Below are 24,227 nucleotides of genomic sequence, written 5' to 3' on the forward strand. Positions count from 1 at the left end.
GACAGCACAGGATCGCCAGCACAGGGTCGATAGAGTAGGGGCGTGAGCAGTGATCAGAGCCCGTCAGCACAGAGCCCGTCAGCACAGAGCCCGTCCACCGCTGGTCCTGCCGCGGCAGACGCCGCACCCTCCCCCGATGCCCTGCTGATCCGCCGTCTGGGCCCGGTGCTGCGGGCGGGCCTCAGCGCCACGCTGGCTCCCGACCGGGAGACGCACCTCCTGCACGCGGAGGCCGCCCATCAGCTGTGCCTCGCGGACGGCCTCCTGGAGCTGCTGGACTGGACGCGCCAGGGTGTCCCCGCCGACCCGTTGGCCTGCCTGTGGCTCAGCTCCCTGCGGTGGCACCGGCTGCTGACCGGGGCCTTCCCCGATGGAGCCCCTGAGCCTCCGCGACGACCGCTCGACGCCGGTCTGGCCGCTCTGCTGCAGGAACCGCATCCGCGCCTGCGCCTGCAGGCAGACACCGGTGGGGTCTCCCTGGCGGGTCTCGCCGACGGCGAGATGGCCTACCTCTCGGTGCCCTCCCAGCCCTCCGCCCGCGATGCCGCCGGACTGGTGCGTCTGGTGCCGCTGGCACTGGTGCCCTATGTGGAGGAACAGATGCTGCTCAGCTGGGCGGAGCAGGCACTGGCCCTGACCCAGGGGCATCCCGAGGTCCTCAGCGCCGCGCGCGAGCTGATCAGCCTGATCCGGAGCATCGCTCAGCGTCCGCACATGCCCGAGGCCGAGCGACAGGCGGCCGTGCGGCGGGCCGATGACCTGATGGCCGGTGCCGACGACGGCGCCCGCGCCGTCGTGCGGGCCCAGGTCGCCGCGGCAGCCGCCTCGATGCAGCAGGACAAGCCGATGGAGCAGGACAAGCCGGTGGAGCAGAACAGCCCGGAGGACAGTGCCGCCCGCGTCGGTGCCGCACCAGCTCCGGTGCTCCCTCAGGAGCTCGAGGACGTTCTGAGGACATCTCTGCTCACGGACTGGGAGCAGGTCACCGCTCCGGCGTGAGCCGCACGGCCGCCGTCGGCGGCGGCTCGGTCGCGGCGGGCCACGCGCGTCCCAGCATGCCGCGGAACTCGGACTCGTCGAGCACCCGGAGCGGCTGCCCGAGATCCCGCCGGCGCAGCGCGTCCCGGGCCTTGTTCGTGTGCAGCTGCTCCTGATCCGCGGGCCCCTGTACGGTGTACCCGTCACCGACCACGACGATCGTGGTGCCGGCGGTCACCCGGGACGTCGTCTGACCGCCGTGGGCGGCCACGAGCCGCTTCGCCTCAGGTCGGGGAATGCTGAGTCCGCCGGTGAAGACCACGTGCTGGCCGTAGAGCGGATGCCGGGGATCCGCGTCCGCGGCGGGCGGGAGGTTGCGGCCCTCGTCCTGCCAGCGCAGCAGGTCGGGCAGCGCCTCGTCCGGCACCGTGCGCAGTCGAGAGTCGAAGATCGGCCCCATGGCCCGCACCTGCGTGGTGGCACGGGAGACACGGTCCGGTGCCCCAGACCAGGCAGGAAGCCGCAGCCGCTCCAAGCCCTGGGCGAGGAAGAGCTCCTCGAGGTCCGCGGCCCCGGTCCGCGAGGCGATGTCGCAGACGATCGCCGCCGAGGCGCGAGCGTCCTCGAGCGCATGATGGTGACGGCTGAGCACATGCCCCGCTTCGGCCGCGGCGCGAGGCAAGGCGTGGGAGGGCAGGTCGTAGACCGCTCGGGACAGCTGCACGGAGCACCAGGACTCCAGACCCGGGGAGTCCATGCCGCTGACCTCCAGGGCGGCCTGGAACACCTCGACGTCGAAGGAGGCGTTGTGCGCCACCACGGTGTCATCGCCGATGAAGTCGATGACCTCGGGGAACACCTCGGAGAAGCGCGGCGCAGAGGCTACGGCCTCGGCGGTGATCCCGTGCACCGCGACGTTCTTGGGATCGAAGCGGTCGTAGCCCTCCGGCGGTCTCAGCTCGCGGTACAGTGTCTGCGCCTCGGCACCGTCGCGGATCCGCACCAGCCCCACGGAGCAGGGCGATCCCCGGAACCCGTTGGCCGTCTCGAAGTCGACCGCGGTGAAGTTCAGGCTCACCGCTGGCCGGCCCCCTGGAGGGCCGCCACGATGTGCTCACGCAGGGCGGCGAAGGCCTGCCCCCGGTGAGAGATCGCGTTCTTCTCCGCCATCGTCAGCTCCGCGCAGCTGCGGGTCTCCCCCGTCGGCTGGAGGATGGGGTCATAGCCGAAGCCGCCTTCGCCTCGCGGCGCGCCCAGCAGCGTCCCCTCGAGGCGGCCGATGCGCGTGGTCTCCTGGCCATCGGGGGTCACCAGGGCCGCCGCACAGACGAACGCCGCCCCGCGGTGTTCCGCGGTGATGTCGGCCAGCTGTTCGAGCAGCAGGTGCAGGTTCCGCGCATCGGAGGACTGCGCCCCCGCCCATCGGGCGGAGAAGATCCCCGGCGCTCCTCCCAGGATGTCGACGGCGAGCCCGGAATCATCGGCCACTGCCGGCAGGCCGGTCGCGTCGGCCACGGCCCGGGCCTTGAGCAGGGCGTTCTCCTCGAAGGTCACGCCCGTCTCCGCGACGACGGGGCAGCCGGCGGCCGCGGCGTCGAGGACGGCGGCCTCCAGGTCGAGACCCTGCAGCCCGGGGGCGTCGGCGAGCAGGGCACGCAGCTCACGGACCTTCCCGGCGTTGTGGGTGGCCAGCACGAGGCGGGCTCCATGAGGGGCGGAGATGGTGCTCACGAGGCCAGCGCCTCCTGCTGCAGTCGAGTCAGCCGCGCAGTGCCGGTCAGAGCCAGGTCCAGCAGGGAGTCCAGCTCGTCCCGGCGGAACGGGGCTCCTTCAGCAGTGCCCTGGACCTCCACGAACTCTCCGTCACCCGTGGCGACCACGTTCATGTCGGTCTGCGCCGTGGAGTCCTCCGAGTAGGGCAGGTCGAGCACCGGCGTGCCGTCTGGCAGGATCCCCACCGAGATCGCGGCCACGGATCCGGTCAGGACCTCGGCGCGACGCGCCACGTGGCCCTGCTCCCGAGCCCACGCCACCGCGTCGGCGAGCGCCACATAGGCGCCGGTGATGGCGGCGGTGCGCGTGCCGCCGTCGGCCTGGAGGACGTCGCAGTCCAGGGTGATCATGTTCTCCCCCAGTGCGGCCGTGTCCACCACTGCCCGCAGGGACCGTCCGATCAGTCGCGAGATCTCGTGGGTGCGGCCGCCGATCTTCCCCTTCACGGATTCGCGGGAGGAGCGGGTGTTGGTGGCCCGCGGCAGCATCGCGTACTCGGCGGTGACCCACCCGGTGCCGCGGCCCTTGAGCCATCGAGGGACGTTCGACTCGAAGGAGGCGGTGCACAGCACGCGGGTGTCACCGAACTCGATGAGGGCGGATCCCTCGGCATGTCCGGACCAGCCTCGGGTGATGGTGATCTCACGCAGCTGGTCGGGTGCGCGGCCGTCGGCTCGCAGGAGGTTCTCAGTCACGCTGTGGTCTCACGGTCCTCTCGGGATGATGCGACGGATGTGGTGACGGCCGGGGTCGGCGCGCCCACCTGATAGGTGACGCCGCCGACTGCGACGGCGATGTCGCCGTCGTAGGTGGCGGCCGCGTGCTCCAGCAGGACCTTCTTGGAGGTCCATACGGGGATGTGGGTCAGCAGCAGGCGCCCGGCCTCGGCGGCGGAGGCCATCTCACCGGCGCGTCGGCCGTTGAGGTGGACGCCCTCGATGTGGTCGTCACGGCCGTCCTCGAAGGCGGCCTCGCACAGGAACAGGTCCGTGCCGCGCGCAGCTTCTACGAGGTTGTCGCAGGCGTCGGTGTCGCCGGAATAGGTCAGCGTCCTCAGGCGACCATCGGCTCCCGGGGCCTCGACGCGCAGGGCATAGGCCTCGTCGATGGGATGCCGCACCGGGATCGCCGTGATGCGGAAGGGCCCGATCTGCTGGACTTGCCACGGGTTCCAGCTGTGGAAGTCGAAGTCCGGGTGCATGCCAGGGTCGGGCTCCATGCCGTAGGCGTTGGCGATGCGCTGATCGGTGTTCAGCGGCCCGAACACCGGAAGGTGGGGGCCCGGCCAGCCCCCGGGGCGCCAGCGGATGGCCACGTGGAGGCCGCACAGGTCCATGTAGTGGTCCGGGTGCAGGTGGCTCAGGCACACCGCATCCAGGTCCTCCAGGGCGATGTGCTGCTGCAGCTTGCCCAGGGCGCCGTTGCCGAGGTCCAGGATGATCCGCCACGTGCGCCCGTCGTGCTCGGCGCTGAGCAGATAGCACGACGCCGGGGACTCCGGCCCGGGGAATGAGCCGCTGCATCCGATGATCGTCAGTTCCATGTCCTGCCCCGTCCCCTCAGGTCGTGTCTCCGCCGACGGTGGGCGACGCGGCCGGTGTCGATGGACCGGCCTGCGCGGCCGCACGGGCCAGCATAGCGTCGGTGACCTGCGGAATCACACCGGTCGGATACGTCTCCGTCACGTCGTCGAGCTGACGGACGTCCCCGACCTCGGGCCCCAGGAAGCGGCGGGCCAGCCGATGGAAGGACGCCGCCGACCCGGTGGAGAGGAAGACGTGCTCCCCCGCGCCGGCGGAGTCGTCTCTGAGCAGGCCGTGGCGGGTCAGCGCCCGGAACAGATCCTTGGCGGTCTCCTCCGCCGAGGAGACCAAGGTCACGGCGTCTCCCATCACATAGGACAGCACGCCGGTGAGCAGCGGGTAGTGCGTGCAGCCCAGGACGAGCGTGTCAACGTGAGCTTCGCGCAACGGTGCCGTGTAGCCCTCGGCGAGGGTGATCAGTTCGGGCGAGGCGGTGATGCCTCCTTCGACGAACTCCACGAACCGGGGGCAGGCCGCCGAGGTGATCTGCAGGTGCGGGGCCGCGGCGAAGGTGTCCTCGTAGGCCCGGGATCCGATGGTCGCTTCGGTGCCGATGACGCCGATGCGTCCGGTCCGAGTGGCGGCCACCGCCCGGCGGACCGCCGGCTGGATGACCTCCACCACCGGGATGCCGTACCGCGCGGTGTACCGTTCGCGGGCGTCCCGCAGCACCGCCGACGAGGCGGAGTTGCACGCGATGACCAGGGCTTTGACGCCGGAGTCGACGAGTTCGTCCATCACGCCCAGCGACTGCGCCCGCACCTTGGCGATGGGAAGGGGGCCATAGGGCCCGCGGGCGGTGTCGCCGATGTAGAGCACAGACTCGCCGGGCAGCTGGTCGAGCACGGCGCGCGCCACGGTGAGCCCTCCGACACCCGAGTCGAAGATGCCGATGGGAGCCTCCGGTCGCGGCGGGGCCGTCACCGTCGGTCCCCGCCGTCGGCGTCGGGGGTCCCGCCGGGGTCCTGCTCGTCCTGCTCGTCCTGCTCATCTTCCTCGGGGAGGAGCTCGACCATGGCGGTGAAGAGCGTCTCCTGCAGCCAGGTGATGAAGGTGTAGATCTCGGCCATGAACGTCTCGGTGGTCTTGGCCCGGGAGGAGACGGCGGACTGGTGGACGGTCTCGGCGTCGGCTTCGGTGCGGATCCCGAGGCGGGTGGCCAGGGTGAGCCGGACGTCGTTGAGTGCCCGTCCGAACGGCGGGGCCTGCTCCTCGGTCACATGGACCGGGGAGGTCTCCAGCAGCATGCGGGCGGTGCGCAGGTCGGAGATCTTCGACTCCCGCAGCGAGCCCTCGGAGAGCCGGCGCAGCTGCGCGGCCTGCTCGGGGTCGCCGGAGGCGTCCGGCAGGAGTCTGGCCAGGACCTCGTCCTGGGGCGCCTCCAGGCTCTCGGAGGCGTCGAGTCCGGCCAGCTCGGCGCGGAAGTGCGCGAAGACGGAGGCCTCCTCGGTGCTCTCAGCCCGCTCCTCGCTGAGCGGGGGTCCCGAACCGGCTGGATCGGAGGCGTCGGCGAGCTCGGCGGTGCGCGCCTCCAGGAGCTCGATGACGTCGGCGCACAGCGAGCTGAGCAGGCGTCGCTCATGGGCGTCCAGATCGGCGCGGTAGCCGCGGGATGAGGCGCGGAATGCGGTGGCCACGGGTCAGGACTCCTCGAGGGTGGCCTGCAGGCCGTAGTGATGCATGGCAGTGACATCCCGTTCGGCCTGCTCGCGGGTTCCGGTGGCCACCACGGCGCGCCCCTGCTCGTGGACCTGCAGCATCAGCTGGTGGGCCCGCTCTCGCGGATGGCCGAAGTAGGTGCGGAACACCCAGGCGACGTAGGACATGAGATTGACGGGGTCGTTCCAGACGACGACCTGATACGGACGCTGCACCTCAGGGAGCGACGAGAACTCGGCCTCGAGATCGGTCTCCTCACGGGTGAGCGTCGACCCTTCCACGGAGCTCATGGCGAGTATTCTACGCTGGAGGGCGTGACAGATTCATTCCGCCGCGAGGCCTCCGGCCCGTCCCCGGCCCCGAGCTCGTCCACCGCCCTGCTGACCGACCAGTACGAGCTGACCATGCTCCAGGCCGCGCTGCACTCGGGCGCGGCGCACCGGCGCTGCACCTTCGAGGTCTTCACCCGCAGCCTGCCTGCCGGGCGCCGCTACGGCATCGTCGCCGGCACGGGTCGTCTGCTCGAGGGACTGGCGGACTTCCGCTTCGGGGACGAGGAGCTGGGCTTCCTGGCGGACCATCGGATCGTCGACGATGCGACGCTGGACTTCCTGCGCGGCTACCGCTTCAGCGGCAGCATCCACGGCTACGCCGAGGGTGAGATCTTCCTGCCGCATTCGCCGGTGCTGCGCGTGGAGTCCACCTTCGCCGAGGCGACCCTGCTGGAGACCTATGTGCTCTCGGTGCTCAACCATGACTCGGCGGTGGCCTCGGCCGCGTCCCGCATGACCATGGCCGCAGGCGATCGGCCCTGTGTGGAGATGGGCTCCCGCCGCACCCAGGAGTCCTCAGCGGTCGCCGCGGCGCGCGCAGCCGTGATCACCGGATTCTCCGCGACCTCGAACCTGGAGGCCGGTCGCCGGTGGCAGCTGCCCACATTGGGCACCGCGGCGCACGCCTTCACCCTGCTGCATGATTCCGAGGAGCAGGCCTTCGCCGCCCAGGTGGAGGCCTTCGGCGCGGGCACCTCGCTGCTGGTGGACACCTATGACGTCGAGGCGGCGGTGCGGCGGGCGGTGGAGATCGCCGGCCGGGAACTGGGCGCGGTCCGCCTGGACTCGGGCGACCTCGTGGAGCAGGCCCATCAGGTCCGCGCCCTGCTGGACTCGCTGGGCAACACCGAGACCCGCATCATCGTCACCTCGGATCTCGACGAGTACGCGATCGCCCGTCTGCAGTCCGCTCCGGTGGACTCCTACGGGGTGGGCACCCAGCTGGTGACCGGATCGGGGGCTCCCACCGCCTCGATGGTCTACAAGCTGGTGGAGCGCACCGACGACGACGGCGCCCCGGTTCCGGTCGCCAAGACGGCGGTGGGCAAACGCAGTGTGGGCGGCACGAAGCATCCGGTGCGGACCTATGACGGCGACGGTGTGGCCGACGCCGAGGTGATCGGCGTGGGCCACGCCCCGCAGCTGGAGACGGACTCGTTCCGCGAGCTGATGGTGCCGCTGGTCGTCGACGGCGAGATCCGCACTGAGCACACCGGCGCGCCGGGGGTCGAGCGCGCCCGCGAGCGTCACCGGGCTTCGGTGGCGGAGCTGCCGCCCGCGGCCGCCCGGCTGCAGGACGGCGAGCCGGTCCTGCCCACGATCTTCTCGTGAGGCCCGGGGCTCACCGACCCGCAGCTGACCGGCCCGCAGCTGACCAGCCCGCAGCTGACCGACCCGGAGCCGTCACTGGTCGGCCCCGTCGGCGGCCGTGTGCGGTGCCACACCCTCTTCGCTGAAGAGGCTGATGATCTCGGCCTCTCCCGGGCCGGCCGCGCTGAGGTTGTGCGGGATGAGCGTGTCGAACTCGGCGGCCTCTCCGCGGCCGAGGATCAGCTCCTCGTCGCCGAGCTGCAGCCGCAGTCGGCCGGAGGCCACATAGAACCACTCATAGCCCGGATGGGTGTGCAGCTGCTCCTGCCGGGGACGTTCCGCGTAGGTGATCCGGAACGCGTTGACCGGGGACCGCTCCTCGGACAGCGGCTGGACGACCATGTCCTCGGTGCGCCATCCGGGGCGACATACCCGTGGGTCCGGCGTCTGGAGGACCAGCAGGTCGTCGACGGCGATCCCGAGCTCACGCGTCAGAGGCAGCAGCAGCTCGAGGCTGGCCTGGCGCTTTCCGGACTCCAGCCGCGAGATCGTCGAGGCGGAGATCCCCGAGGCACGGGCCAGTCGGTCCAGGGTCCAGCCGCGTCCCGTCCGGGCGGCCCGCAGCCTGATGCCGACCTGGGCGAGTTCCTTCATCTGCGGCCATCCTCTCCGACGACACGTCCTGTCCCCTCGATCCTGCCCAGTTTTTGCCGTTTCTGCAAGATGTCTTTCTGAGAACGTGTCGCAGGAGGACCATGGAGCCATGACCACAGACACTCCTCACATCACTCCGTCCACCGACCACTCCCCCTCCACCGCCGAGGGAGAGCAGTATGACGCCCTCGTCATCGGCGGCGGCCCCGCCGGGCTCAGCGCCGCCGTCGCCCTGGGACGCTCCCTGCGGCGGGTGCTGATCATCGACGCCGGAGCCCCGCGCAATCGCTTCGCCTCCCATATGCACACGGTGCTCGGCCACGAAGGGATCGATCCCGCCGAGCTGCTGCGTCGCGGCCGCCAGGAGGCGCTGAGCTACGGGGCCGACATCATCTCCGGGCGCGTCACCCGGCTGGCCGAGGCCACCGGTGCCGGCCCCGCGTCCATGGTCGCCGCCCTGGAGGACGGCCGGACCGTCTTCGGCCGCGTCGTCATCGCCGCCGCAGGCCTGGCCGACCAGCTCCCGGAGATTCCCGGCCTGGCCGAGCGCTGGGGCCGTTCCGTGCTCCACTGCCCCTACTGCCACGGCTGGGAGGTCCGGGGACAGCGCATCGGCGTGCTGGCCACGAGCCCGTTCGCCCTCCACCACGCCGAGCTGCTGCGCCAGTGGACCGACCGGATCACCTTTTTCAGCGCCGGCGCCGGAGAGCTCTCCGAGGAGACCGCCGCCCGCCTGAGCTCACGGGGCGTGAGGATCGAGCCTGTCGAGGTGACGGAGGTCGAGGGGGCAGGTGATGCACTCTCCGGGGTGGTCCTGGCCGACGGGCGCCACGTGCCGGTGGACGCGCTGTTCACCCTCGGGGCGCTGCGCCCCCATGACGGCTTCCTCGCCGGCTTCGAGCTGGACCGAACCCCGAGCCCCATGGGTGACGTCCTCGCCGTCGACGCCACCGGCCGCACCAGCCACCCACGCATCTGGGCCGCCGGGAACGTGGCCAGCCCGGCAGCCAATGTGGTGGTGTCGATGAGCGGGGGCACCATGGCCGGCGCCGGGGCCAACATGGCGCTGGTGACCGAAGACTTCGACCTCGCCCAGCAGACCGCTCAGCAGCAGGACGCCGCGCTCGACGGCACGCCAGGAGCCCTCGCATCGCGCACGTGACCCCTCCCTCGGCGGTGCAGTAGCGTGGTCACCACGTGGACGATCCCACGCCCACCGTCGAAGGAGGAGTTCCATGGCCGACGCTCTGATCATCGTCGACGTCCAGCAAGATTTCTGTGAAGGCGGCGCGCTCGCCGTGCAGGGCGGCGCCCAGGTGGCCGGCGAGATCAGCGAGCACCTGGAAGTCGCCCACGCGGACTATGACGCCGTGGCCACCACTCAGGACTGGCACATCGACCCGGGCGGCCACTTCTCCGCCGACCCGGACTTCCGGACCAGCTGGCCGGTCCACTGTGTGGCGGGCGAGCGCGGAGCCGAGCTGCACGACGACCTGGACACCGAGCACGTCGGGGCCCGCTTCCTCAAGGGGCTGTACTCCGACGGCTACTCGGGCTTCGAAGGGATGTTGGGAGACCCGGAGCGGGTCGGCACCCTGGAGGGCGAGAAGGGCGTCAAGGTCACCCCGGGCGACGCCGTGGCCGAGGACGCGCCGGACCTGCACGCCTGGCTGACGGAACAGGAGATCGACACCGTCACCGTGGTGGGGCTGGCCACCGACCACTGTGTGCGCGCCACGGTCCTGGACGCCGTGGAGAACGGGTATCAGGTCCGGGTGATCCGGGAGCTGACCGCAGGGGTGGACCCGGACAGGACCGCAGAGGCCTGGGAGGAGTTCGCCGAGGCGGACGTGGAGATCCTCAGCCTCGACGACCTGTGAGCCCCGCACGGCCGGCCCTGCCGGCACCGGCGGGATGCACGGTGCCGCAGTCTGCTCATCTCCGGCCGACGAACCAGTTCTGCAGCTTCTTCAGCCGAGCCTCCAGCTGCGCCTGGGTGGCCTGGCCCACCTGAGGCCCGCCGCAGGCCTCCCGGAGCTTGTTGTGCACCGTGCCCTGGTGCATGCCCGTCTTGGCCGAGTAGGCCGAGACCGAGGAGTTGAGCTGGCTGCGCAGCTTCTTGAGCTGCCGGTGGTCCACCACGTCGGCCGGCCGCTCCCGGGCCGCCTCCGGTCGGCGCTTGAGCTGCTGGGCCTGGTGCTGCTTCAGCAGGGTGGAGACCTGCTCCGGCTCGAGAAGCCCGGGGATGCCCAGGAAGTCCATCTCCTCCTCGGAGCCCACGGCCCCTCCGAGGCCGAACTCGTCACCGTCGAAGAGGACCTTGTCGAAGGCGGCGTTCGAGTGGAGCGCGGCGAACTTCCCCTTGGTCAGCTCCTCGGAGGCGCGGTCCTCCTTCTCCGCCTCGTCCAGGAGGTCCTGCTCCGGGATCTCGCCCTCCTCATCGTGGGCCTGCGGCACCTCCAGGGCGTGGTCCCGCTCCTCCTCCATCTCGTTGGCCAGCTCGGTGAGCACCGGCACGGAGGGCAGGAAGACGCTGGCGACCTCGTTGGCCTGGCGGCGACGCACGAAGCGACCGATCGCCTGGGCGAAGAACAGCGGCGTCGACGTCGAGGTCGCATAGACTCCCACGCACAGCCGAGGCACGTCCACGCCTTCGGAGACCATCCGGACCGCGACCATCCACATCCGCGAGCCGTCCGCGGAGAAGTCCTCGATGCGTTGCGAGGCCTCCTTGTCATCCGAGAGGACGATCGTCGTCTTCTGACCGGTGAGCTGGTCCAACTGGGCGGCATAGGCACGTGCCGTCTCGTGGTCGGTCGCGATGACCAGCCCCCCAGCGTCCTCCACCTTCTCCCGCACGTTCAGCAGCCGCCGATGGGCGGCCGAGAGCACAGCGGGGATCCACTCACCCTCGGGATTCAGCGCCGTGCGCCAGGCGTGATTGGTGATGTCCTTGGTGGCGGCCGCCCCGAGCTGGGCCTCCATCTCCTCACCGGCGGAGGTGCGCCAGCGCATGTTGCCCGAGTAGGCCATGAAGACCACGGGCCGCACGACCTTGTCCTTCAGCGCAGGTCCGTAGCCGTACGAGTAGTCCGCCTTCGAGCGTCGCACACCATCGGCAGCCTCCACGTAGTCGACGAACGGGATGGGTGAGGTGTCCGAGCGGAACGGTGTGCCGGTCAGGGCGAGCCGGCGCCTGGCGGGGATGAAGGCCTCGCGGATGCCGTCGCCCCAGGAGAGTGCGTCCCCGGCATGGTGGATCTCGTCCAGGATCACCAGGGTGCGTCCTGCTTCGGTCTTGTTCCGATGCAGGGCCGGCTTGTTCGCCACCTGGGCATACGTCACCGCGACTCCGATGTACTGCCGGCCGTGACGGCCGTCGGAGTTCTTGAAGTTCGGGTCGATGGCCAGGCCGATGCGGGAGGCAGCATCGGCCCACTGATGCTTGAGGTGCTCGGTGGGCGCCACCACACAGATGCGATTGATCTCCCCGGAGTCCACCAGCAGCTTCGCCACACGCAGAGCGAAGGTCGTCTTGCCGGCCCCGGGCGTGGCGACCGCCATGAAGTCCTGCGGAGACTTCTGGATGTAGAGGTCGAGGGCCTCCTGCTGCCATTGTCGCAGCTTCGGCGCGGTGCCGCGGGCGGCACGGTGCGGATAGACCGGCGGCATCGAGGCCCCGACGTCGGTGCCGACGTCGAACAGCGACTCGGTCTGAACGCCTGAGGAATCAGTCACGGCTGTACTTGCACCCTTGATGGTCGAGTTCCGGTGATGACGAGAGGCGGCTGGGACGGCCGCAGGCGCGGGTCTGCGCCGCGAAGGATCTGCTCATGGCGCCGGCGCACTGCGCACCCGGCGGCCCGGTGGAGGGCACACGCTGACGATGCCCCGACAGGCACGCACACCGGGGCGAGATCGGATCAGTGCACCAGGAGCCGCGCTGATGGGGCAGGCTCAGCGATTCCGGCCGAAGCCGAAGAAGCCGCCGCCTCGACGACCGCCGGACTCACCGTCGCCGTCGCCGCCGCCCTGAAGTCCTTCGTAGATCTCCTGGCACTCGGGGCAGACCGGGAACTTCTTGGGGTCCCGGGACGGAACCCACACCTTCCCACAGAGGGCCACGACGGCGCCGCCCTCCAGGGCGGACTCCATGATCCGGTCCTTCTTCACGTAGTGGGAGAAGCGCTCGTGGTCGCCCGGCTCGGACAGCTGCTCCTGGTGCTCCCGCTCGATCGTCGCCGCGCCGCCGGGCGACGGAGCCGAGGACGGGTCCGCAGTGTGCATGCCGAAGGGGACCCGGGCCGCGGCCGCGGCGAGGTCCTCCTCACGGGACGGGCGGAGGCTGTGCTGGTGAACCATCATGGCCGCCATTCTACCGGTCCACCCTGACAGAGGGGAGCAGGCGACGTCGGCGTCGCTCACCCCGGATCCACAACGTGGGCGCACAGTCGCCGGTGCAGGGCGGCGTCGAGGCCGGCGCGTTCCAGTCGGTCACGCAGTCCCTCCGGGCCGCCCAGCTGCTCCAGCATCGCCCGCATCGTGGCCGCCGGGGCCCGCAGCATCGCGTGGTTCCGGTCGACGTCCCGCATGCGCCCGTCAGGGGCCGCGACATGGCCTGCCGACCTCAGCCGTGTCAGCACGGCGGGAACTTTGGCATCGGTGGCGGTGTAGTCGGCGACGATGTCCTCGGTCCGGGCCCCCAGAGCTGCCAGCACGGCGGCCACCACCACACCGGTGCGGTCCTTGCCCGCCGCGCAGTGGACCAGGGCACCTCCCGGATGCTCCGCGACGTGCCGCACCGCCTGCACCAGATCGGCGGCCCGTCCGTCCACCAGCGAGGCGTACCAGCGGCCGGCGCCCTCGGGGCTCGTCGTCTGCTCGAACACCGCCGCCATCACCTCGGGGTCGGCCACCTCCTGGGTCAGCGGAAGATGATGCCTGCGCATGCCATAGTGGGCCGCCAGACCCGGGCCCGTGGCCCGCAGCTCTTGGTCCGAGCGCAGGTCGATGATCCTCCGCAGACCAGTGGCGGCCAGCTCTGCCAGCTGGTCCGCCGAGGCGAGGGCGACGTCGTCGGCGCGCCACAGCCGCGCCGGACGCAGTATCCCTCCGCGGACGGGCAGTCCCCCGAGGTCCCGCAGGTTCTCGAGCCGGGACAGCCGCAGACGGGGCCGGGAGCCCGACTGCGCGGGTGAGGACTCAGGCATGGGCCTGCACCTGCTGGAACAGCTCCGGCTGGCTGCGGTCGAAGACCCGTGCGCCCAGGAGGAGTCCCGCCCCCAGGATGCCAGCTCCCTTGAGCACGGCGACCGTCGCCGTCACCGCGCCCACCCAGCCGATGCCGGTGAACGTCCAGACGATCCAGCCCACCAGCTCCGGGGCCATGAGCAGTCCGATGGCCGCCATGGAGAGGAGCTGGATCACCATGACCCGCCCCAGCGCGCCCTGCGGCTGTTTGAACGGGCTGTCCCCCGGCTTGGGCACCGGGTAGGTGAAGCGCGCCGAGACCAGGGAGGAGACGCCCACAGCGGTCAGCAGCATCCCGACGCTGACCGTCGTCGTCAGCACCATCGGCATCAGCCCACCGGCGATCCAGGAAGGGACCATCGCGGCGAGCAGCGTCGCCGGAAGGGCGAAGGTCAGCAGGGCGACAGCCCGACCCGCGCGATCGTCGATGCCGCGGATCCCGGCGGTCACATGCAGGCTGAAGGCCGTGTGGTCATAGGAGACGTCCGCGGAGATCGCATAGCCGAGGGTGAAGGCGAGGAACGGTCCAAGGCCGTAGAGGAAGACCGTCTGGCCGGTCTGCAGATGCAGGAAGATCGCCAGGATCACCAGCCCGGGGACCACCACCAGCGATCCCCCATACCGCGGGTCCTTGAGCCAGTACGTCAGCGACCGGGCCGCGACTGCGCCCCACGGGCGGTCGGGGAAGATCGTGAAGAGACCCAGCCTGCCCTGCTGAGCGGATCGTCGTCGTGTCTTCGGTGCCGGCGGTCGTTCGGTGAGCGTGACGAGACCGGCCCGGACCACCAGCAGGGCCGCCGCGATCGTCGCAGCGAGCACCAACAGGTGCAGCGCGAGGGCTCCCCAGCGACCGGCGGCGACGTCCCCGGGCAGCGCCGCCCCCGCGCCGAGCGGGGTGTAGGACACCACACCGGCGATCGTCGGCATCGCCTCGGCGAGACCTCCGGCGGTGTTCTGCACCATGGTGATCGCCGGCCAGATGAGCATGGCGAGCCCCAGGCCCAGGATCGCCATGAGGTCCCGGAACCGGCGCCCGTCGAGCCAGGCGCTGGCCGCCGTCACCGCGGCCTGGCTGACCAGGGAGAACGTCAGCAGCAGCACGGGCGCGCTGACGAACGCGACGACCAGGGCGGCAGGCTCCGCCCGCCAGTAGAGGATGTAGCCGATCAGCCACAGCAGCGTCAGGACCGACCCGATCGAGACCAGCCCGCACAGCAGCAGACCCACCACCAGGGTGCGCCGCGGCAGCCCGTAGGTCACCAGCTGCTTCGGATCCATCACCGTGTCTCCGCCGGTCAGGAAGAGCGGGACCAGCAGCCAGAGGAGCATCACGCCCGCACCGAGCAGCACCGAGTACGTCTGGCGCAGCTCCGGCTCCAGGCCCACCAGAGGTGACCCGCCGGCCACCATCCCGGCGACCACCACTCCCGTGATGCCCACCCCGTAGAGCAGGGCGAAGAGGGTGCCGACCACCTGCCAGGCGGATCGCTTGAAGCTGTTGGCGGACAGCGTGAGCTTGAGCCGGATCAGAGTCGCAACCATGACAGCTCCTGTTCGCCGCCTTCGAGCCCGACGAGCTCCACGAAGCGGCTCTCCAGGTCCTGGCCGTCGCGGACCTGCTCGACCGTGCCGGAGGCCAGGAGCCGTCCCTCGGCGATGACGCCCACATGCGTGCACATGCGCTCGACCAGGTCCATCACGTGGCTGGAGAGGATCACGGTGCCGCCGGAGGCCACATAGCTGTCGAGCAGCCCGCGAATGGTGCGGGCCGAGACCGGGTCGACCGCTTCGAACGGTTCGTCGAGCACCAGAAGCTCCGGGGCGTGGATCATCGAGGAGGCCAGGGCGATCTTCTTGGTCATGCCTGCCGAATAGTCGGCGACCAGCGTGTCCGCGGCCTCGGCGAGGCCCAGCACGCGCAGCAGGTCAGCGGAGCGCTGAGCCACGGTCTCCCGATCCATGCCGCGCAGCAGCCCCGCATAGGTCACCAGCTGCTCACCGGTGAGCCGATCGAACAGCACGACGCCGTCGGCCAGCACGCCCATGCGCCTCTTGGCCGCCAGAGGTCGCTCCCAGACGTCGATGCCGCCGACCTCCGCCGCGCCCTGGTCCGGGCGCAGCAGCCCGGTCGCCATGGAGAGCGACGTCGTCTTGCCGGCGCCGTTGGGACCCACGAAGCCGTAGAAGGATCCGCGGGGGACCTCCAGGTCCAGGCCGGCCACCGCGAGCTTCTCGCCGAAACGCTTGGTGAGGCCTCGCAGCCGCAGGGCCGCGACGCCGGCGTCCTGGCGGGCCGAGCCGGCCGGAGCGGGGAACGGTGTCTCAGCGATGTCTGCCATGGGCCACAGGCTACTGGCCCGATCCGATGTCGAGCATCCACCCTCGGGATGATCCAGGAGGTCGGTGTCCGCCGGCGACGGGCTCAGAAGAGGGCGCGGGCGAGCTGCTGGCGGGACCTGTTCACCCGCGGATCGGTGTCTCCGACGATCGAGTAGAGCTCGACCAGATGCGCTCGGGCCTTCTCTCGGTCATCACCGGTGTGCGCCCGGATGAAGCCGATGAGCCGTGCGAAGGCGTCCTCCACATGGCCGCCCAGGACGTCCACGTCGGCCACGGCGATCTGCGCGTCGACGTCGTCCGGGTTCTCGGCGGCCCCAGTGCGCGTCTGCTGCACGTCCAGGTCCTGGGTGCGCCGCATGAGCTTCACCTGGGCCAGTCCCAGCGAAGCCTGGGAGTCATCCGGCTTCTCCCGCAGCGCCTTCTCATAGGCGGCCACAGCGGCCTCGAGGTCCCCACGCTCCAGGGCGTCGTGCGCCTCCTGATGCAGGGGCGGCAGCTCGGGCTCCTCGCCGGCAGTTCCCGCACGGCGGCTCTGCGGGGGCAGCTTCTGTGTCATGCCGTTCTGGGTGGCCAGCTGGACCATCTGGGTCACGACCTCGCCGAGCTGATCCGCCGGCACGGTGGAGTCGAACTCTCCCACCGGGCGTCCGCCGATGAAGGCGGTGGCCACCGGGATCTGGTCTGCACCCTGGGCCTGGGCGAGCTCAGGGCTGGTCGAGGCGTCCACCTCGGCCAGCAGCACGCGGCCCTGCTGAGCATCCACATGGTCGGCGAGCGTCGTGCGCATCGTCGCCGAGGCCTCGTCCGCACCATGGATGAGGACGAGGACCGGGGCCTGTGCGGAGAGCTGGACGATCTGCTGCAGCTGCTCGGGCCGGATCGGCACGACCCAGCTGTCGGCGCCGGCCGCGTGCTCGCCGCCGGGCTGGCCGGGATCGGGCTGCGGTCCGCCGCCGCCCAGCTGGGAGAGGTCGACGGCGCCGCGCGTGTTCACCGACGCGTGCGCCTCGGTCTGGGATTCGGGTCCTGGCTGGGTCACAGCGCTCACTCCTCCATCAGTGCTGCTCATCGGTTGCTGCTCCTCATGACCGTGGCCCGGCCGTGCGCGGGCCCGCGGCCGCCTCAGTCGAGGATGTGCACGTCATTCACGATATCGTGCACGCCCAGCAGGACGACCGGGTCCTCGTCCTCGGCGGGGATGTGGAGGATCATCGATTCCCGGCTGACGACGTCGGCGTCGGCGGTGGTGGAGCTCGTGCCAGCGAGCTCGGCGAGCGTCTCGTCCTCGAAGATGATCTGGTCCCCCGGCTCGTGCGGGCGCAGCTGCATCGTCGAGTCGAAGGACCCGACGGCCAGCACGGAACCGTCCGGGAGCCGGAGAGCCGTGGTGCCCTCCTCGGCCAGGGGCCGGGTGTAGGAGATGTCGATGTCTGCCGCGGACTCCTGCACCTCTTCCTGGTAGGACTGCAGGTCTTCGATGTAGGGGTTGTCCTCGACGTGCATGCCGAAGTAGTAGTCCCGGTTGTTCAGGAACACCGCCGTGCGCACCATGGCGAAGTCGGGGGCGAACCGCGCCACCTCCGCATCGGGGTCCACCGGCACCACACCGCCCTCCTCAGCGGAGATCGCCGGGAACTCCGTGCCGGGCATCATCATCACCGCCTGGGTCAGGCGGTAGTTGTCCCGCGCGGACTCCTGTTCGATGACCAGCACCTGCGGGATCTCCGAATCCTCGTGCCGGGTGATCACGACTGCCTGACGCGGGAACTCACCGGAGGAGGTCACGGCGGCGGCCAGCACCTCGGAGCCGACGGGCTCCGGCGCTGAGCCGTCAGCGATCTCCTGGTTCCGGTAGGTCAGCTCACGGACTTCGAAGGCATTGCCCGCCACGCGCTCCTGCAGGACGTCGACGTCCTGCTCCTCGTCGCCGGCCTCGACCACCTCCGCGATGTCGTCGACGATGCGCTGCAGCTGGCTCTCGAGCAGCACGGAGTGCTCCCGGGCCTCCGGCAGGTCGCCGGCCTCTCCGGTGCCGGAGGTGCCGCCCTCCTCGGCGCCCTCCTCGGCGTCCTCCTCGGCAGCCTCGCCGTCGTCAGCGCCGTCAGCGCCGTCAGCGTCCTCAGCGTCCTCAGCGTCCTCAGCGTCAGCGTCCTCAGCGTCAGCGGCCGCATCCTCTGCGGCCTCGTCCTCCGCCTGCTCCTCCTCCGGCGCGGCCTGCAGATCAGCGGCGATGTCGACCCCCGGCACCGCCGGGACGGCGACGGCGGCCAGCAGGGCGACCGACGAGCTGCGCCACCAGAAGGATCGCCGGCGGGGCTCCGGGGACTCAGCGGTGGGCTCGGTCACCTGGACCTCCTCGTCGTCCTCATCGCCCTCAGGGTGCGCGTCGGCTGGTTCGTCGGTCTCGGTCTCCGAAGGCTCGTCGGCAGACGTGGCGCCTTCAGCGTCGGCACCCTCGTCCGCTTCCCGGGGCGAAGGATCGACCTCGGCGTCCGCCAGGGCGGGATCGGTCTCTGCGGCGGTGTCTGCGGCGGTGTCTGCAGCCTCGTCGTCGGCGACGTCGGTGGAGGGCGTCTCCACGGCCGGCACCACGGTGGTGGGCTCCTCGACCCCGGGTTCACCAACGCCGGGTTCATCAACGCCGGGCTCATCGACCTCGGGTTCATCGACCTCGGTGGCTTCGCCCTCGGACGCGTTGCCCTCGGGTGCAGTGTCCTCGGGTGCAGTGTCCTCGGGTGCAGTGTCCTCGGGTGCGGTGTCCTCGAGCGCCGTGCCCTCGGGCGCCTCGTCATCGAGCGCCTCCGCAGAGGCCGTCGTCTCGGTCTCGGCGGCGGAGTCGGTGCCCCCTGCGAGAGGCACGTCGTCGTCGGCCACGACTTCCCCGTCATAGGCGGCGGCGAGCACATCCCGCTCCTTCCGCCGAGCCGACAACGCCCGGTAGAACAGCACCAGCGCCAGAAGGATCAGCAGTCCGCCGACGATGATCAGGGCGATCCCCCACGTGCTGTCCACGGGCTGCTCGACCTCCACGGCGACGGCCGACGGGGCGGGCTCCTCGCCGTCACGGAAGATCATCAGTGCCCAGTCGCCGCTGTCATCCGGGGCCACCCAGCGGTAGACCAGCGGCCCCTCAGCGGTCTCGGTGGCCACCCACAGGTCCGAATCGGAGGGGTCCGGCACCTCGGACTCGCCCGCGACGTGTTCCGCCACGACCTGCGCGTCCTGCTCGGCAGACGGCTCTTCGACGCCTGAGATCTGCACATGGGCGGCGTCGTCCACCCACGCCTCGATGTCGTCCAGACGTGCCAGGGCGATCGTGTACTCCCCCTCGGCTTCGAGGGTGAACTCCTCGCGGCCGTCGTCCAGGTCGACGACCCCGTCGGTGATCACGGTCAGCGGGGCGTCCTCGAGCTCAGGAGAGTGCGCCGTCACGGTCTCCTGAGGCGCCCAGACGGTCAGCTGGCCGATGCCGATCGCCAGAGCGGCCAGTCCGAGCAGGAAGGCGAGGAGCGAAGACAGGAAGCGCACAGGCGGAGTGTCCTTTGAGGCGGGGGCACGATGACGGGCAGGCCGACGACAGACGGCCCGACTCTCTAGATTAGCCCACGATAACGATACGGTCACGCCGCGAGGCGTCACGCACCGACCGGCATTCCGGATCGTCCCCCGCCTGCCCCGGGCGGCCCGGCGTACCCTGACTCACTCCCGATCCGGCCCCGCCAGCCTCATGTGGAGCGTCTCCAGCCTCACGCGCAGATCATCAGGTCGCCGCTAGGGTGGTCATGTGAGCTTCCTGCAGCGCCGCCTGAGACGGCTGGCCTCCCGTGGTCGAGGCCGTGGAGTGTCCGATCCGCGCCGCAGCATGCCGGGTCCCCAGGACGCGGGCCCCGCCGAGGGAGGAGCTCCGTCCGCGTCAGAGCCAGCGCCCCGTCGTCGACGGTTCTCCGGTCTGCGCCGGGCCCTGCAGCCCATCATCGTCGACCCCGACGAGCCGGTCCTCCGCTATGACGCCTACGGGCTTCCGCCCGAATCCGGCCCGGAGACGAGACCGCCCCAGGACCCACAGGAGCCCAGGACGGACGAGGCCGCGGCCGACGTCGGCGGGCCCGGGCCCACATCCGCCGCAGGGGACCAGGAGGGCGCGTCCCGCAAGACGGCACACTTCCAGGAGCCGACGCCGTCCCGTACGCTGCAGCAGGTGACCCAGATCACCCGACCGGTGTACACGGGCTTCATGTTCACCGTCGGCGTCGGCCTGGCGCTGCTGATCTTCTACATCGGCCAGACCAACACGCAGCTGCTGATCTGGATCGGTGCCGCGCTGTTCATCGCCCTCGGTCTCGACCCCGTCGTCCGGGCGCTCGAGCGGTTGGGCCTGCCCCGGCCCGCCGGCGTGCTGGCCACCATGCTGGCCTTCGTCACGACCGTGTCCACCTTCATCGCCTGGCTCGCCCCAGCCGTCACGCAGCAGATGTCGAACTTCGTGACGTCGATCCCGCAGATCGTCTACGACATCTCCCGTTCCCCCTGGTTCCGACGGCTCGACGAGGACTTCCAGGTCCAGGACATCATCGACAACGAGGTTGCCCGCTTCGTCGCCGATCCGTCGAACATCACCAACGCGCTGGGCGGCCTCTTCGGCGTCGGGGCCGCCGTGCTCACCACCGGCTTCGGGATGCTCGTGGTGGCGGTGCTCGCGCTCTACTTCCTCGCCTCCCTGCCCACGATGAAGGCCTGGGGCTACCGGCTGGTCCCCCGCTCCCGACGGCCCAGGATCCAGCATCTGGGCGATCGCATCCTCAACGGGGTCGGCTACTACGTCATCGGTCAGGCCTGTGTGGCCTTCCTCAACGGGGTGGTCGCCTACATCGCGATCACCATCGCCGGCGTGCCCTTCGGGGCGCTGTTCGCCGTCGTCGTCGGGGTGCTGGCCTTCATCCCGCTGGTCGGTCCGGTCACCGGCGGCTCTCTGGTGACGCTCATGGCGCTCACCGTCGACTGGCAGACCGCCGTGACGTTCGCGGCCATCTACTTCGTCTATCTGCAGATCGAGGCCTATCTGGTGTCCCCGCGCATCATGGCTCGCGCCGTGAGGATCCCCGCCGCGGTGGCCGTGATCTCTGTCATCGCGGGTGGCACGCTGCTGGGCGTCCTCGGAGCGCTCATGGCCATTCCGACGGCGGCCGCCCTCATGCTTCTCATCCGGGAAGTGCTCATCACGCACCAGGACAGTCGCTGAACCCTCGCGCCGGGTCCGACCGTCGACCTCAGCCGATGCGCCAGCAGTGGCTGTGCCAGTGGCGACGCTCCGCGGCGGCACGCTCGTCGCCGAAGATCGAGTCCGCCCGCCAGGCCACCACATGGGGAGTTCCCGGTTCGATGCGATGGTGGCATCCGGGGCAGACATAGGACTTCGTCGCTCCGGCCGCGGTGATGCGGCGGACGTGATATTCGCCGTCCCGCTTGGCGACTCGGCCTGCGGCGAAGCCTCCCGGCGAGAGCAGGCTCTCGTCCAGAGGGCGGGGCTCCTGCTGCCATTTGGAGGGTCCCCGCCGGCCGCCGCGCCGTGAACCCCGAGACCCCTTGCCCATAGCTCCCATTCTTCCAGAGGCTCAGCAGGTCTCGAGCATCGGGGACCTCATCGGACGGGCGGCCTGGCCGTTCCGGCCCCGGCGAGGCGACGGATCCGTGATCGCCGCATGGCGCAGTGCGCGACGCAGGCGGGGAGACGGTAGGATCGACCACCGTGCGATTGGTGATTGCGACCTGCTCCGTGACGTACTCCGGACGACTCAACGCCCACCTGGCCCAGGCGACGCGCCTGCTGATGGTCAAGGCCGACGGGGCGGTGCTGGTGCACTCCGACGGCGGCTCCTACAAGCCGCTGAACTGGATGTCCCCGCCGGCCACCCTGCGGGTCTCCGCGCCCGACGCCGAGGAGGCCGAGGCCGGCATCACCGAGATATGGACCGTGAAGGCGGACAAGAGCGACGACACCTTGCGCATCTCCCTCTCCGAGATCCACCACGACTCCAGTCATGACCTCGGTACGGACCCCGGCCTGGTGAAGGACGGCGTCGAGTCCGATCTGCAGCGCCTGCTCTCCGAACAGATCGATCGGCTCGGAGAAGGACACCGCCTCATCCGGCGGGAGTACCCCACACCGATCGGCCCGGTGGACATCCTGGCCAAGGGACCTGACGGCACGGTCGCCGTGGAGCTGAAGCGCCGCGGCGACATCGACGGCGTGGAGCAGCTCACCCGCTATCTGGACCTGCTGAACCGGGACCCGCTGCTCGCACCGGTCGAAGGCGTCTTCGCCGCGCAGCAGATCAAGCCCCAGGCCCGCACCCTGGCAGAGGACCGTGGTATCCGCTGCGTGGTGCTGGACTACGACGAGATGCGCGGCCTCGACGACGCGGAGTCCCGCCTCTTCTGACCACGCCGGCACCCGGACAGGACCCCGTGCCCCCGCGCTTCTCCAGACACGCCGAAGGCCGCCGTCGAGGTCCCCTGACGGGGACCTCGACGGCGGCCTCAGCTGTGTGAAGTGAGAGTGCCGGTCAGTCGGTGACCAGCTGGGCGTCGTCGGCGACGATCGTCACCCGGTCGGAGTCGACCGAGAAGAAGCCGCCGCTGACGTTCGCCCGGACCGGAGACCCGTCCACGGGCTCGATGAGCAGCTCACCGGAGGCCAGCAGTGCGAGCACCGGGGTGTGACCGGGCAGGATGCCCATGTCGCCCTCGATGGTGCGGCCCCGGACCGCCTTCGCGGGCCCGGACCACACCGCGTGGTCCTGAGAGACCACCTGGACGTCGAGTTCAGCCATGATCTGTTCCTTCCCTGCCTGAGTCGACAGACTCAGGAGTTCTTCTGGATCTCGGCGTACTTCTGCTCGACGTCGTCCAGGCCGCCGACGTTGTAGAACGCCTGCTCCGGGATGTGGTCGAGGTCGCCGTTGCAGATCGCGTTGAAGCCCTCGATGGTGTCCTTGATCGGCACCGTCGACCCCTCCACACCGGTGAACTGCACCGCGGTGTAGGTGTTCTGGGACAGGAACTGCTCGATGCGGCGGGCACGCGAGACGACGATCTTGTCCTCTTCGGAGAGCTCGTCGACACCGAGGATCGCGATGATGTCCTGCAGCTCCTTGTTCTTCTGCAGGATCTGCTTCACACGCGTCGCGGTGTCATAGTGCTCCCGGCCGATGTACTGCGGGTCCAGGATGCGGGAGGTCGACGTCAGCGGGTCCACCGCCGGGTACAGACCACGCGAGGCGATCGCACGCGAGAGCTCGGTGGTCGCGTCCAGGTGGGCGAACACGTTCGCCGGCGCCGGGTCGGTGTAGTCGTCGGCGGGGACGTAGACGGCCTGCATCGAGGTGATGGAGTGGCCGCGGGTCGAGGTGATGCGCTCCTGGAGCACACCCATCTCGTCGGCCAGGTTCGGCTGGTAGCCCACGGCGGAGGGCATGCGGCCCAGCAGGGTGGAGACCTCCATGCCGGCCTGGGAGAAGCGGAAGATGTTGTCGATGAAGAGCAGCACGTCCTGGTTCTTCACGTCACGGAAGTACTCCGCCATCGTCAGCGCCGACAGGGCCACGCGCAGACGCGTGCCCGGCGGCTCGTCCATCTGGCCGAACACCAGGGCGGTGTCCTTGAGCACTCCGGCCTCTTCCATCTCCACCCAGAGGTCGTTGCCCTCACGGGTGCGCTCGCCGACGCCGGCGAACACGGAGGTGCCGCCGAAGTTGCGGGCCACACGGGTGATCATCTCCTGGATGAGGACCGTCTTGCCCACGCCGGCACCGCCGAAGAGGCCGATCTTGCCGCCCTGGATGTAGGGGGTCAGCAGGTCGATCACCTTGATGCCGGTCTCCAGCATCTCGGTGGAGCCTTCCAGCGCCGCGAAGTTCGGGGCCTGGCGGTGGATCGGCCAGCGGTCCTCCACCTCGAGCTCGGAGGTCGGCATGTCCAGGGTCTCCCCCAGGACGTTGAAGATGTGGCCCTTGACGGAATCGCCGACCGGCACGGAGATCGCGGCGCCGGTGTCCTGCACCGGGAGGCCGCGGACCAGGCCGTCAGCACCCTGCATGGAGATGGCGCGCACGAGGTTGTCCCCGAGGTGCTGGGCGGTCTCGAAGGTGATCTTCTTCGTCTCGCCGCCGAGGGTCACCTCGGTGGTCAGCGCGTTGTAGATCTCCGGCATGCCGTCCGCCGGGAACTCGATGTCGACGACCGGGCCGATGACCCGGGCGATACGACCGATCGCACCCGACGGAACGGCCACGGCGGACTGTTCTGCAGTACTGGCAGTCATCTCTCTCACTTCACTTGATGTTGGATG

At 70.3% G+C, this 24,227-nt stretch carries 24 protein-coding genes; 6 read left to right on the forward strand and 18 right to left on the reverse strand.

Features of this window, described 5'->3' with window-relative positions:
• Positions 1 to 42 precede the first annotated feature (42 nt).
• Positions 43 to 999, forward strand: a complete 957-nt coding sequence (locus tag Q7C18_RS07575) for an ADP-ribosylglycohydrolase family protein (protein ID WP_311024846.1) — start codon at positions 43 to 45, stop codon at positions 997 to 999.
• Here Q7C18_RS07575 and Q7C18_RS07580 read toward each other — a convergent pair.
• The 7 genes from Q7C18_RS07580 to clpS are packed head-to-tail and all read right to left on the reverse strand — an operon-like array spanning position 983 to position 6,283.
• Complete coding sequence (locus tag Q7C18_RS07580) at positions 983 to 2,056, reverse strand: exonuclease domain-containing protein (RefSeq protein WP_311024847.1); 1,074 nt, start codon at positions 2,054 to 2,056, stop codon at positions 983 to 985. The two genes, Q7C18_RS07575 and Q7C18_RS07580, sit on opposite strands and share 17 nt — an antisense overlap.
• On the reverse strand, positions 2,053 to 2,709 hold the full coding sequence (gene rdgB / locus Q7C18_RS07585) for an RdgB/HAM1 family non-canonical purine NTP pyrophosphatase (RefSeq protein ID WP_396954346.1): 657 nt from the start codon (positions 2,707 to 2,709) through the stop codon (positions 2,053 to 2,055). Before rdgB ends, Q7C18_RS07580 begins: the two co-directional genes overlap by 4 nt.
• Entirely contained in the window at positions 2,706 to 3,446 is a 741-nt protein-coding gene (gene rph / locus Q7C18_RS07590; protein ID WP_085437183.1) for a ribonuclease PH, read from the reverse strand. The genes rdgB and rph overlap by 4 nt, the downstream gene beginning before the upstream one ends.
• Positions 3,443 to 4,294, reverse strand: a complete 852-nt coding sequence (locus Q7C18_RS07595; RefSeq protein ID WP_311024848.1) for an MBL fold metallo-hydrolase — start codon at positions 4,292 to 4,294, stop codon at positions 3,443 to 3,445. Before Q7C18_RS07595 ends, rph begins: the two co-directional genes overlap by 4 nt.
• 16 nt (positions 4,295 to 4,310) lie before the next feature.
• Complete coding sequence (gene murI / locus Q7C18_RS07600; protein WP_070162086.1) at positions 4,311 to 5,258, reverse strand: glutamate racemase; 948 nt, start codon at positions 5,256 to 5,258, stop codon at positions 4,311 to 4,313.
• Positions 5,255 to 5,971 carry a DUF2017 domain-containing protein gene (locus Q7C18_RS07605; protein ID WP_311024849.1) on the reverse strand — a complete coding sequence of 239 codons (717 nt, stop codon included), beginning with the start codon at positions 5,969 to 5,971 and terminating at the stop codon, positions 5,255 to 5,257. The genes murI and Q7C18_RS07605 overlap by 4 nt, the downstream gene beginning before the upstream one ends.
• A gap of 3 nt (positions 5,972 to 5,974) precedes the next feature.
• Positions 5,975 to 6,283, reverse strand: coding sequence for an ATP-dependent Clp protease adapter ClpS (gene clpS, locus Q7C18_RS07610; protein WP_070162090.1), 309 nt, complete (start codon positions 6,281 to 6,283; stop codon positions 5,975 to 5,977).
• Positions 6,284 to 6,397: 114 nt separating this feature from the next.
• Here clpS and Q7C18_RS07615 point away from each other — a divergent pair, with 114 nt between their 5' ends.
• Positions 6,398 to 7,657, forward strand: coding sequence for a nicotinate phosphoribosyltransferase (locus Q7C18_RS07615; protein WP_396954350.1), 1,260 nt, complete (start codon positions 6,398 to 6,400; stop codon positions 7,655 to 7,657).
• Between the two features lie 72 nt (positions 7,658 to 7,729).
• On the opposite strand, the gene Q7C18_RS07620 is transcribed toward Q7C18_RS07615, so the two are convergent.
• Complete coding sequence (locus Q7C18_RS07620) at positions 7,730 to 8,290, reverse strand: helix-turn-helix domain-containing protein (RefSeq protein WP_070162092.1); 561 nt, start codon at positions 8,288 to 8,290, stop codon at positions 7,730 to 7,732.
• Between the two features lie 109 nt (positions 8,291 to 8,399).
• Between Q7C18_RS07620 and Q7C18_RS07625 the strand changes: the two genes are divergently transcribed.
• Both Q7C18_RS07625 and Q7C18_RS07630 read left to right on the forward strand, forming a co-directional pair.
• The gene (locus tag Q7C18_RS07625) at positions 8,400 to 9,452 is read left to right on the forward strand and encodes an NAD(P)/FAD-dependent oxidoreductase (RefSeq protein ID WP_311024851.1); all 1,053 of its coding nucleotides are present in this window, start codon (positions 8,400 to 8,402) and stop codon (positions 9,450 to 9,452) included.
• A 73-nt stretch (positions 9,453 to 9,525) separates the two neighbouring features.
• Positions 9,526 to 10,170, forward strand: coding sequence for an isochorismatase family protein (locus tag Q7C18_RS07630; protein WP_070162094.1), 645 nt, complete (start codon positions 9,526 to 9,528; stop codon positions 10,168 to 10,170).
• 55 nt (positions 10,171 to 10,225) lie between these two features.
• Here Q7C18_RS07630 and Q7C18_RS07635 read toward each other — a convergent pair whose 3' ends face one another.
• The 7 genes from Q7C18_RS07635 to Q7C18_RS07665 form a co-directional block, all read right to left on the reverse strand.
• Positions 10,226 to 11,962, reverse strand: a complete 1,737-nt coding sequence (locus Q7C18_RS07635) for a DEAD/DEAH box helicase (RefSeq protein WP_311024937.1) — start codon at positions 11,960 to 11,962, stop codon at positions 10,226 to 10,228.
• A gap of 285 nt (positions 11,963 to 12,247) precedes the next feature.
• Positions 12,248 to 12,655 carry a DUF3039 domain-containing protein gene (locus tag Q7C18_RS07640; protein WP_396954347.1) on the reverse strand — a complete coding sequence of 136 codons (408 nt, stop codon included), beginning with the start codon at positions 12,653 to 12,655 and terminating at the stop codon, positions 12,248 to 12,250.
• A gap of 56 nt (positions 12,656 to 12,711) precedes the next feature.
• A complete protein-coding gene (locus Q7C18_RS07645) occupies positions 12,712 to 13,500 on the reverse strand; it encodes a tyrosine-protein phosphatase (protein ID WP_311024852.1) in 789 nt (262 codons plus the stop codon).
• Positions 13,493 to 15,082: a transporter gene (locus Q7C18_RS07650; RefSeq protein WP_311024853.1), complete on the reverse strand. Its 1,590-nt coding sequence runs from the start codon at positions 15,080 to 15,082 to the stop codon at positions 13,493 to 13,495. The genes Q7C18_RS07645 and Q7C18_RS07650 overlap by 8 nt, the downstream gene beginning before the upstream one ends.
• Positions 15,067 to 15,879 carry an ABC transporter ATP-binding protein gene (locus Q7C18_RS07655; RefSeq protein ID WP_311024854.1) on the reverse strand — a complete coding sequence of 271 codons (813 nt, stop codon included), beginning with the start codon at positions 15,877 to 15,879 and terminating at the stop codon, positions 15,067 to 15,069. Before Q7C18_RS07655 ends, Q7C18_RS07650 begins: the two co-directional genes overlap by 16 nt.
• A gap of 83 nt (positions 15,880 to 15,962) precedes the next feature.
• The gene (locus tag Q7C18_RS07660) at positions 15,963 to 16,949 is read right to left on the reverse strand and encodes a tetratricopeptide repeat protein (RefSeq protein WP_311024855.1); all 987 of its coding nucleotides are present in this window, start codon (positions 16,947 to 16,949) and stop codon (positions 15,963 to 15,965) included.
• 53 nt (positions 16,950 to 17,002) lie between these two features.
• Positions 17,003 to 19,408, reverse strand: a complete 2,406-nt coding sequence (locus Q7C18_RS07665; protein WP_311024856.1) for a hypothetical protein — start codon at positions 19,406 to 19,408, stop codon at positions 17,003 to 17,005.
• Positions 19,409 to 19,664: 256 nt separating this feature from the next.
• Between Q7C18_RS07665 and Q7C18_RS07670 the strand changes: the two genes are divergently transcribed.
• Positions 19,665 to 21,119, forward strand: a complete 1,455-nt coding sequence (locus tag Q7C18_RS07670; protein ID WP_311024857.1) for an AI-2E family transporter — start codon at positions 19,665 to 19,667, stop codon at positions 21,117 to 21,119.
• Positions 21,120 to 21,147: 28 nt separating this feature from the next.
• Here Q7C18_RS07670 and Q7C18_RS07675 read toward each other — a convergent pair whose 3' ends face one another.
• Positions 21,148 to 21,471: a hypothetical protein gene (locus Q7C18_RS07675; protein WP_070162106.1), complete on the reverse strand. Its 324-nt coding sequence runs from the start codon at positions 21,469 to 21,471 to the stop codon at positions 21,148 to 21,150.
• 155 nt (positions 21,472 to 21,626) lie between these two features.
• Here Q7C18_RS07675 and nucS point away from each other — a divergent pair, with 155 nt between their 5' ends.
• Complete coding sequence (nucS, locus tag Q7C18_RS07680) at positions 21,627 to 22,319, forward strand: endonuclease NucS (RefSeq protein ID WP_070162158.1); 693 nt, start codon at positions 21,627 to 21,629, stop codon at positions 22,317 to 22,319.
• A 124-nt stretch (positions 22,320 to 22,443) separates the two neighbouring features.
• On the opposite strand, the gene Q7C18_RS07685 is transcribed toward nucS, so the two are convergent.
• Positions 22,444 to 22,710 carry a F0F1 ATP synthase subunit epsilon gene (locus Q7C18_RS07685; RefSeq protein WP_070162108.1) on the reverse strand — a complete coding sequence of 89 codons (267 nt, stop codon included), beginning with the start codon at positions 22,708 to 22,710 and terminating at the stop codon, positions 22,444 to 22,446.
• Positions 22,711 to 22,742: 32 nt separating this feature from the next.
• Positions 22,743 to 24,200: a F0F1 ATP synthase subunit beta gene (gene atpD, locus Q7C18_RS07690; RefSeq protein ID WP_070162110.1), complete on the reverse strand. Its 1,458-nt coding sequence runs from the start codon at positions 24,198 to 24,200 to the stop codon at positions 22,743 to 22,745.
• Positions 24,201 to 24,227: the final 27 nt, after the last annotated feature.

The sequence above is a fragment of the Nesterenkonia sp. CL21 genome, from assembly GCF_031705515.1.
GTDB classification, from domain to species: domain Bacteria; phylum Actinomycetota; class Actinomycetes; order Actinomycetales; family Micrococcaceae; genus Nesterenkonia; species Nesterenkonia aethiopica.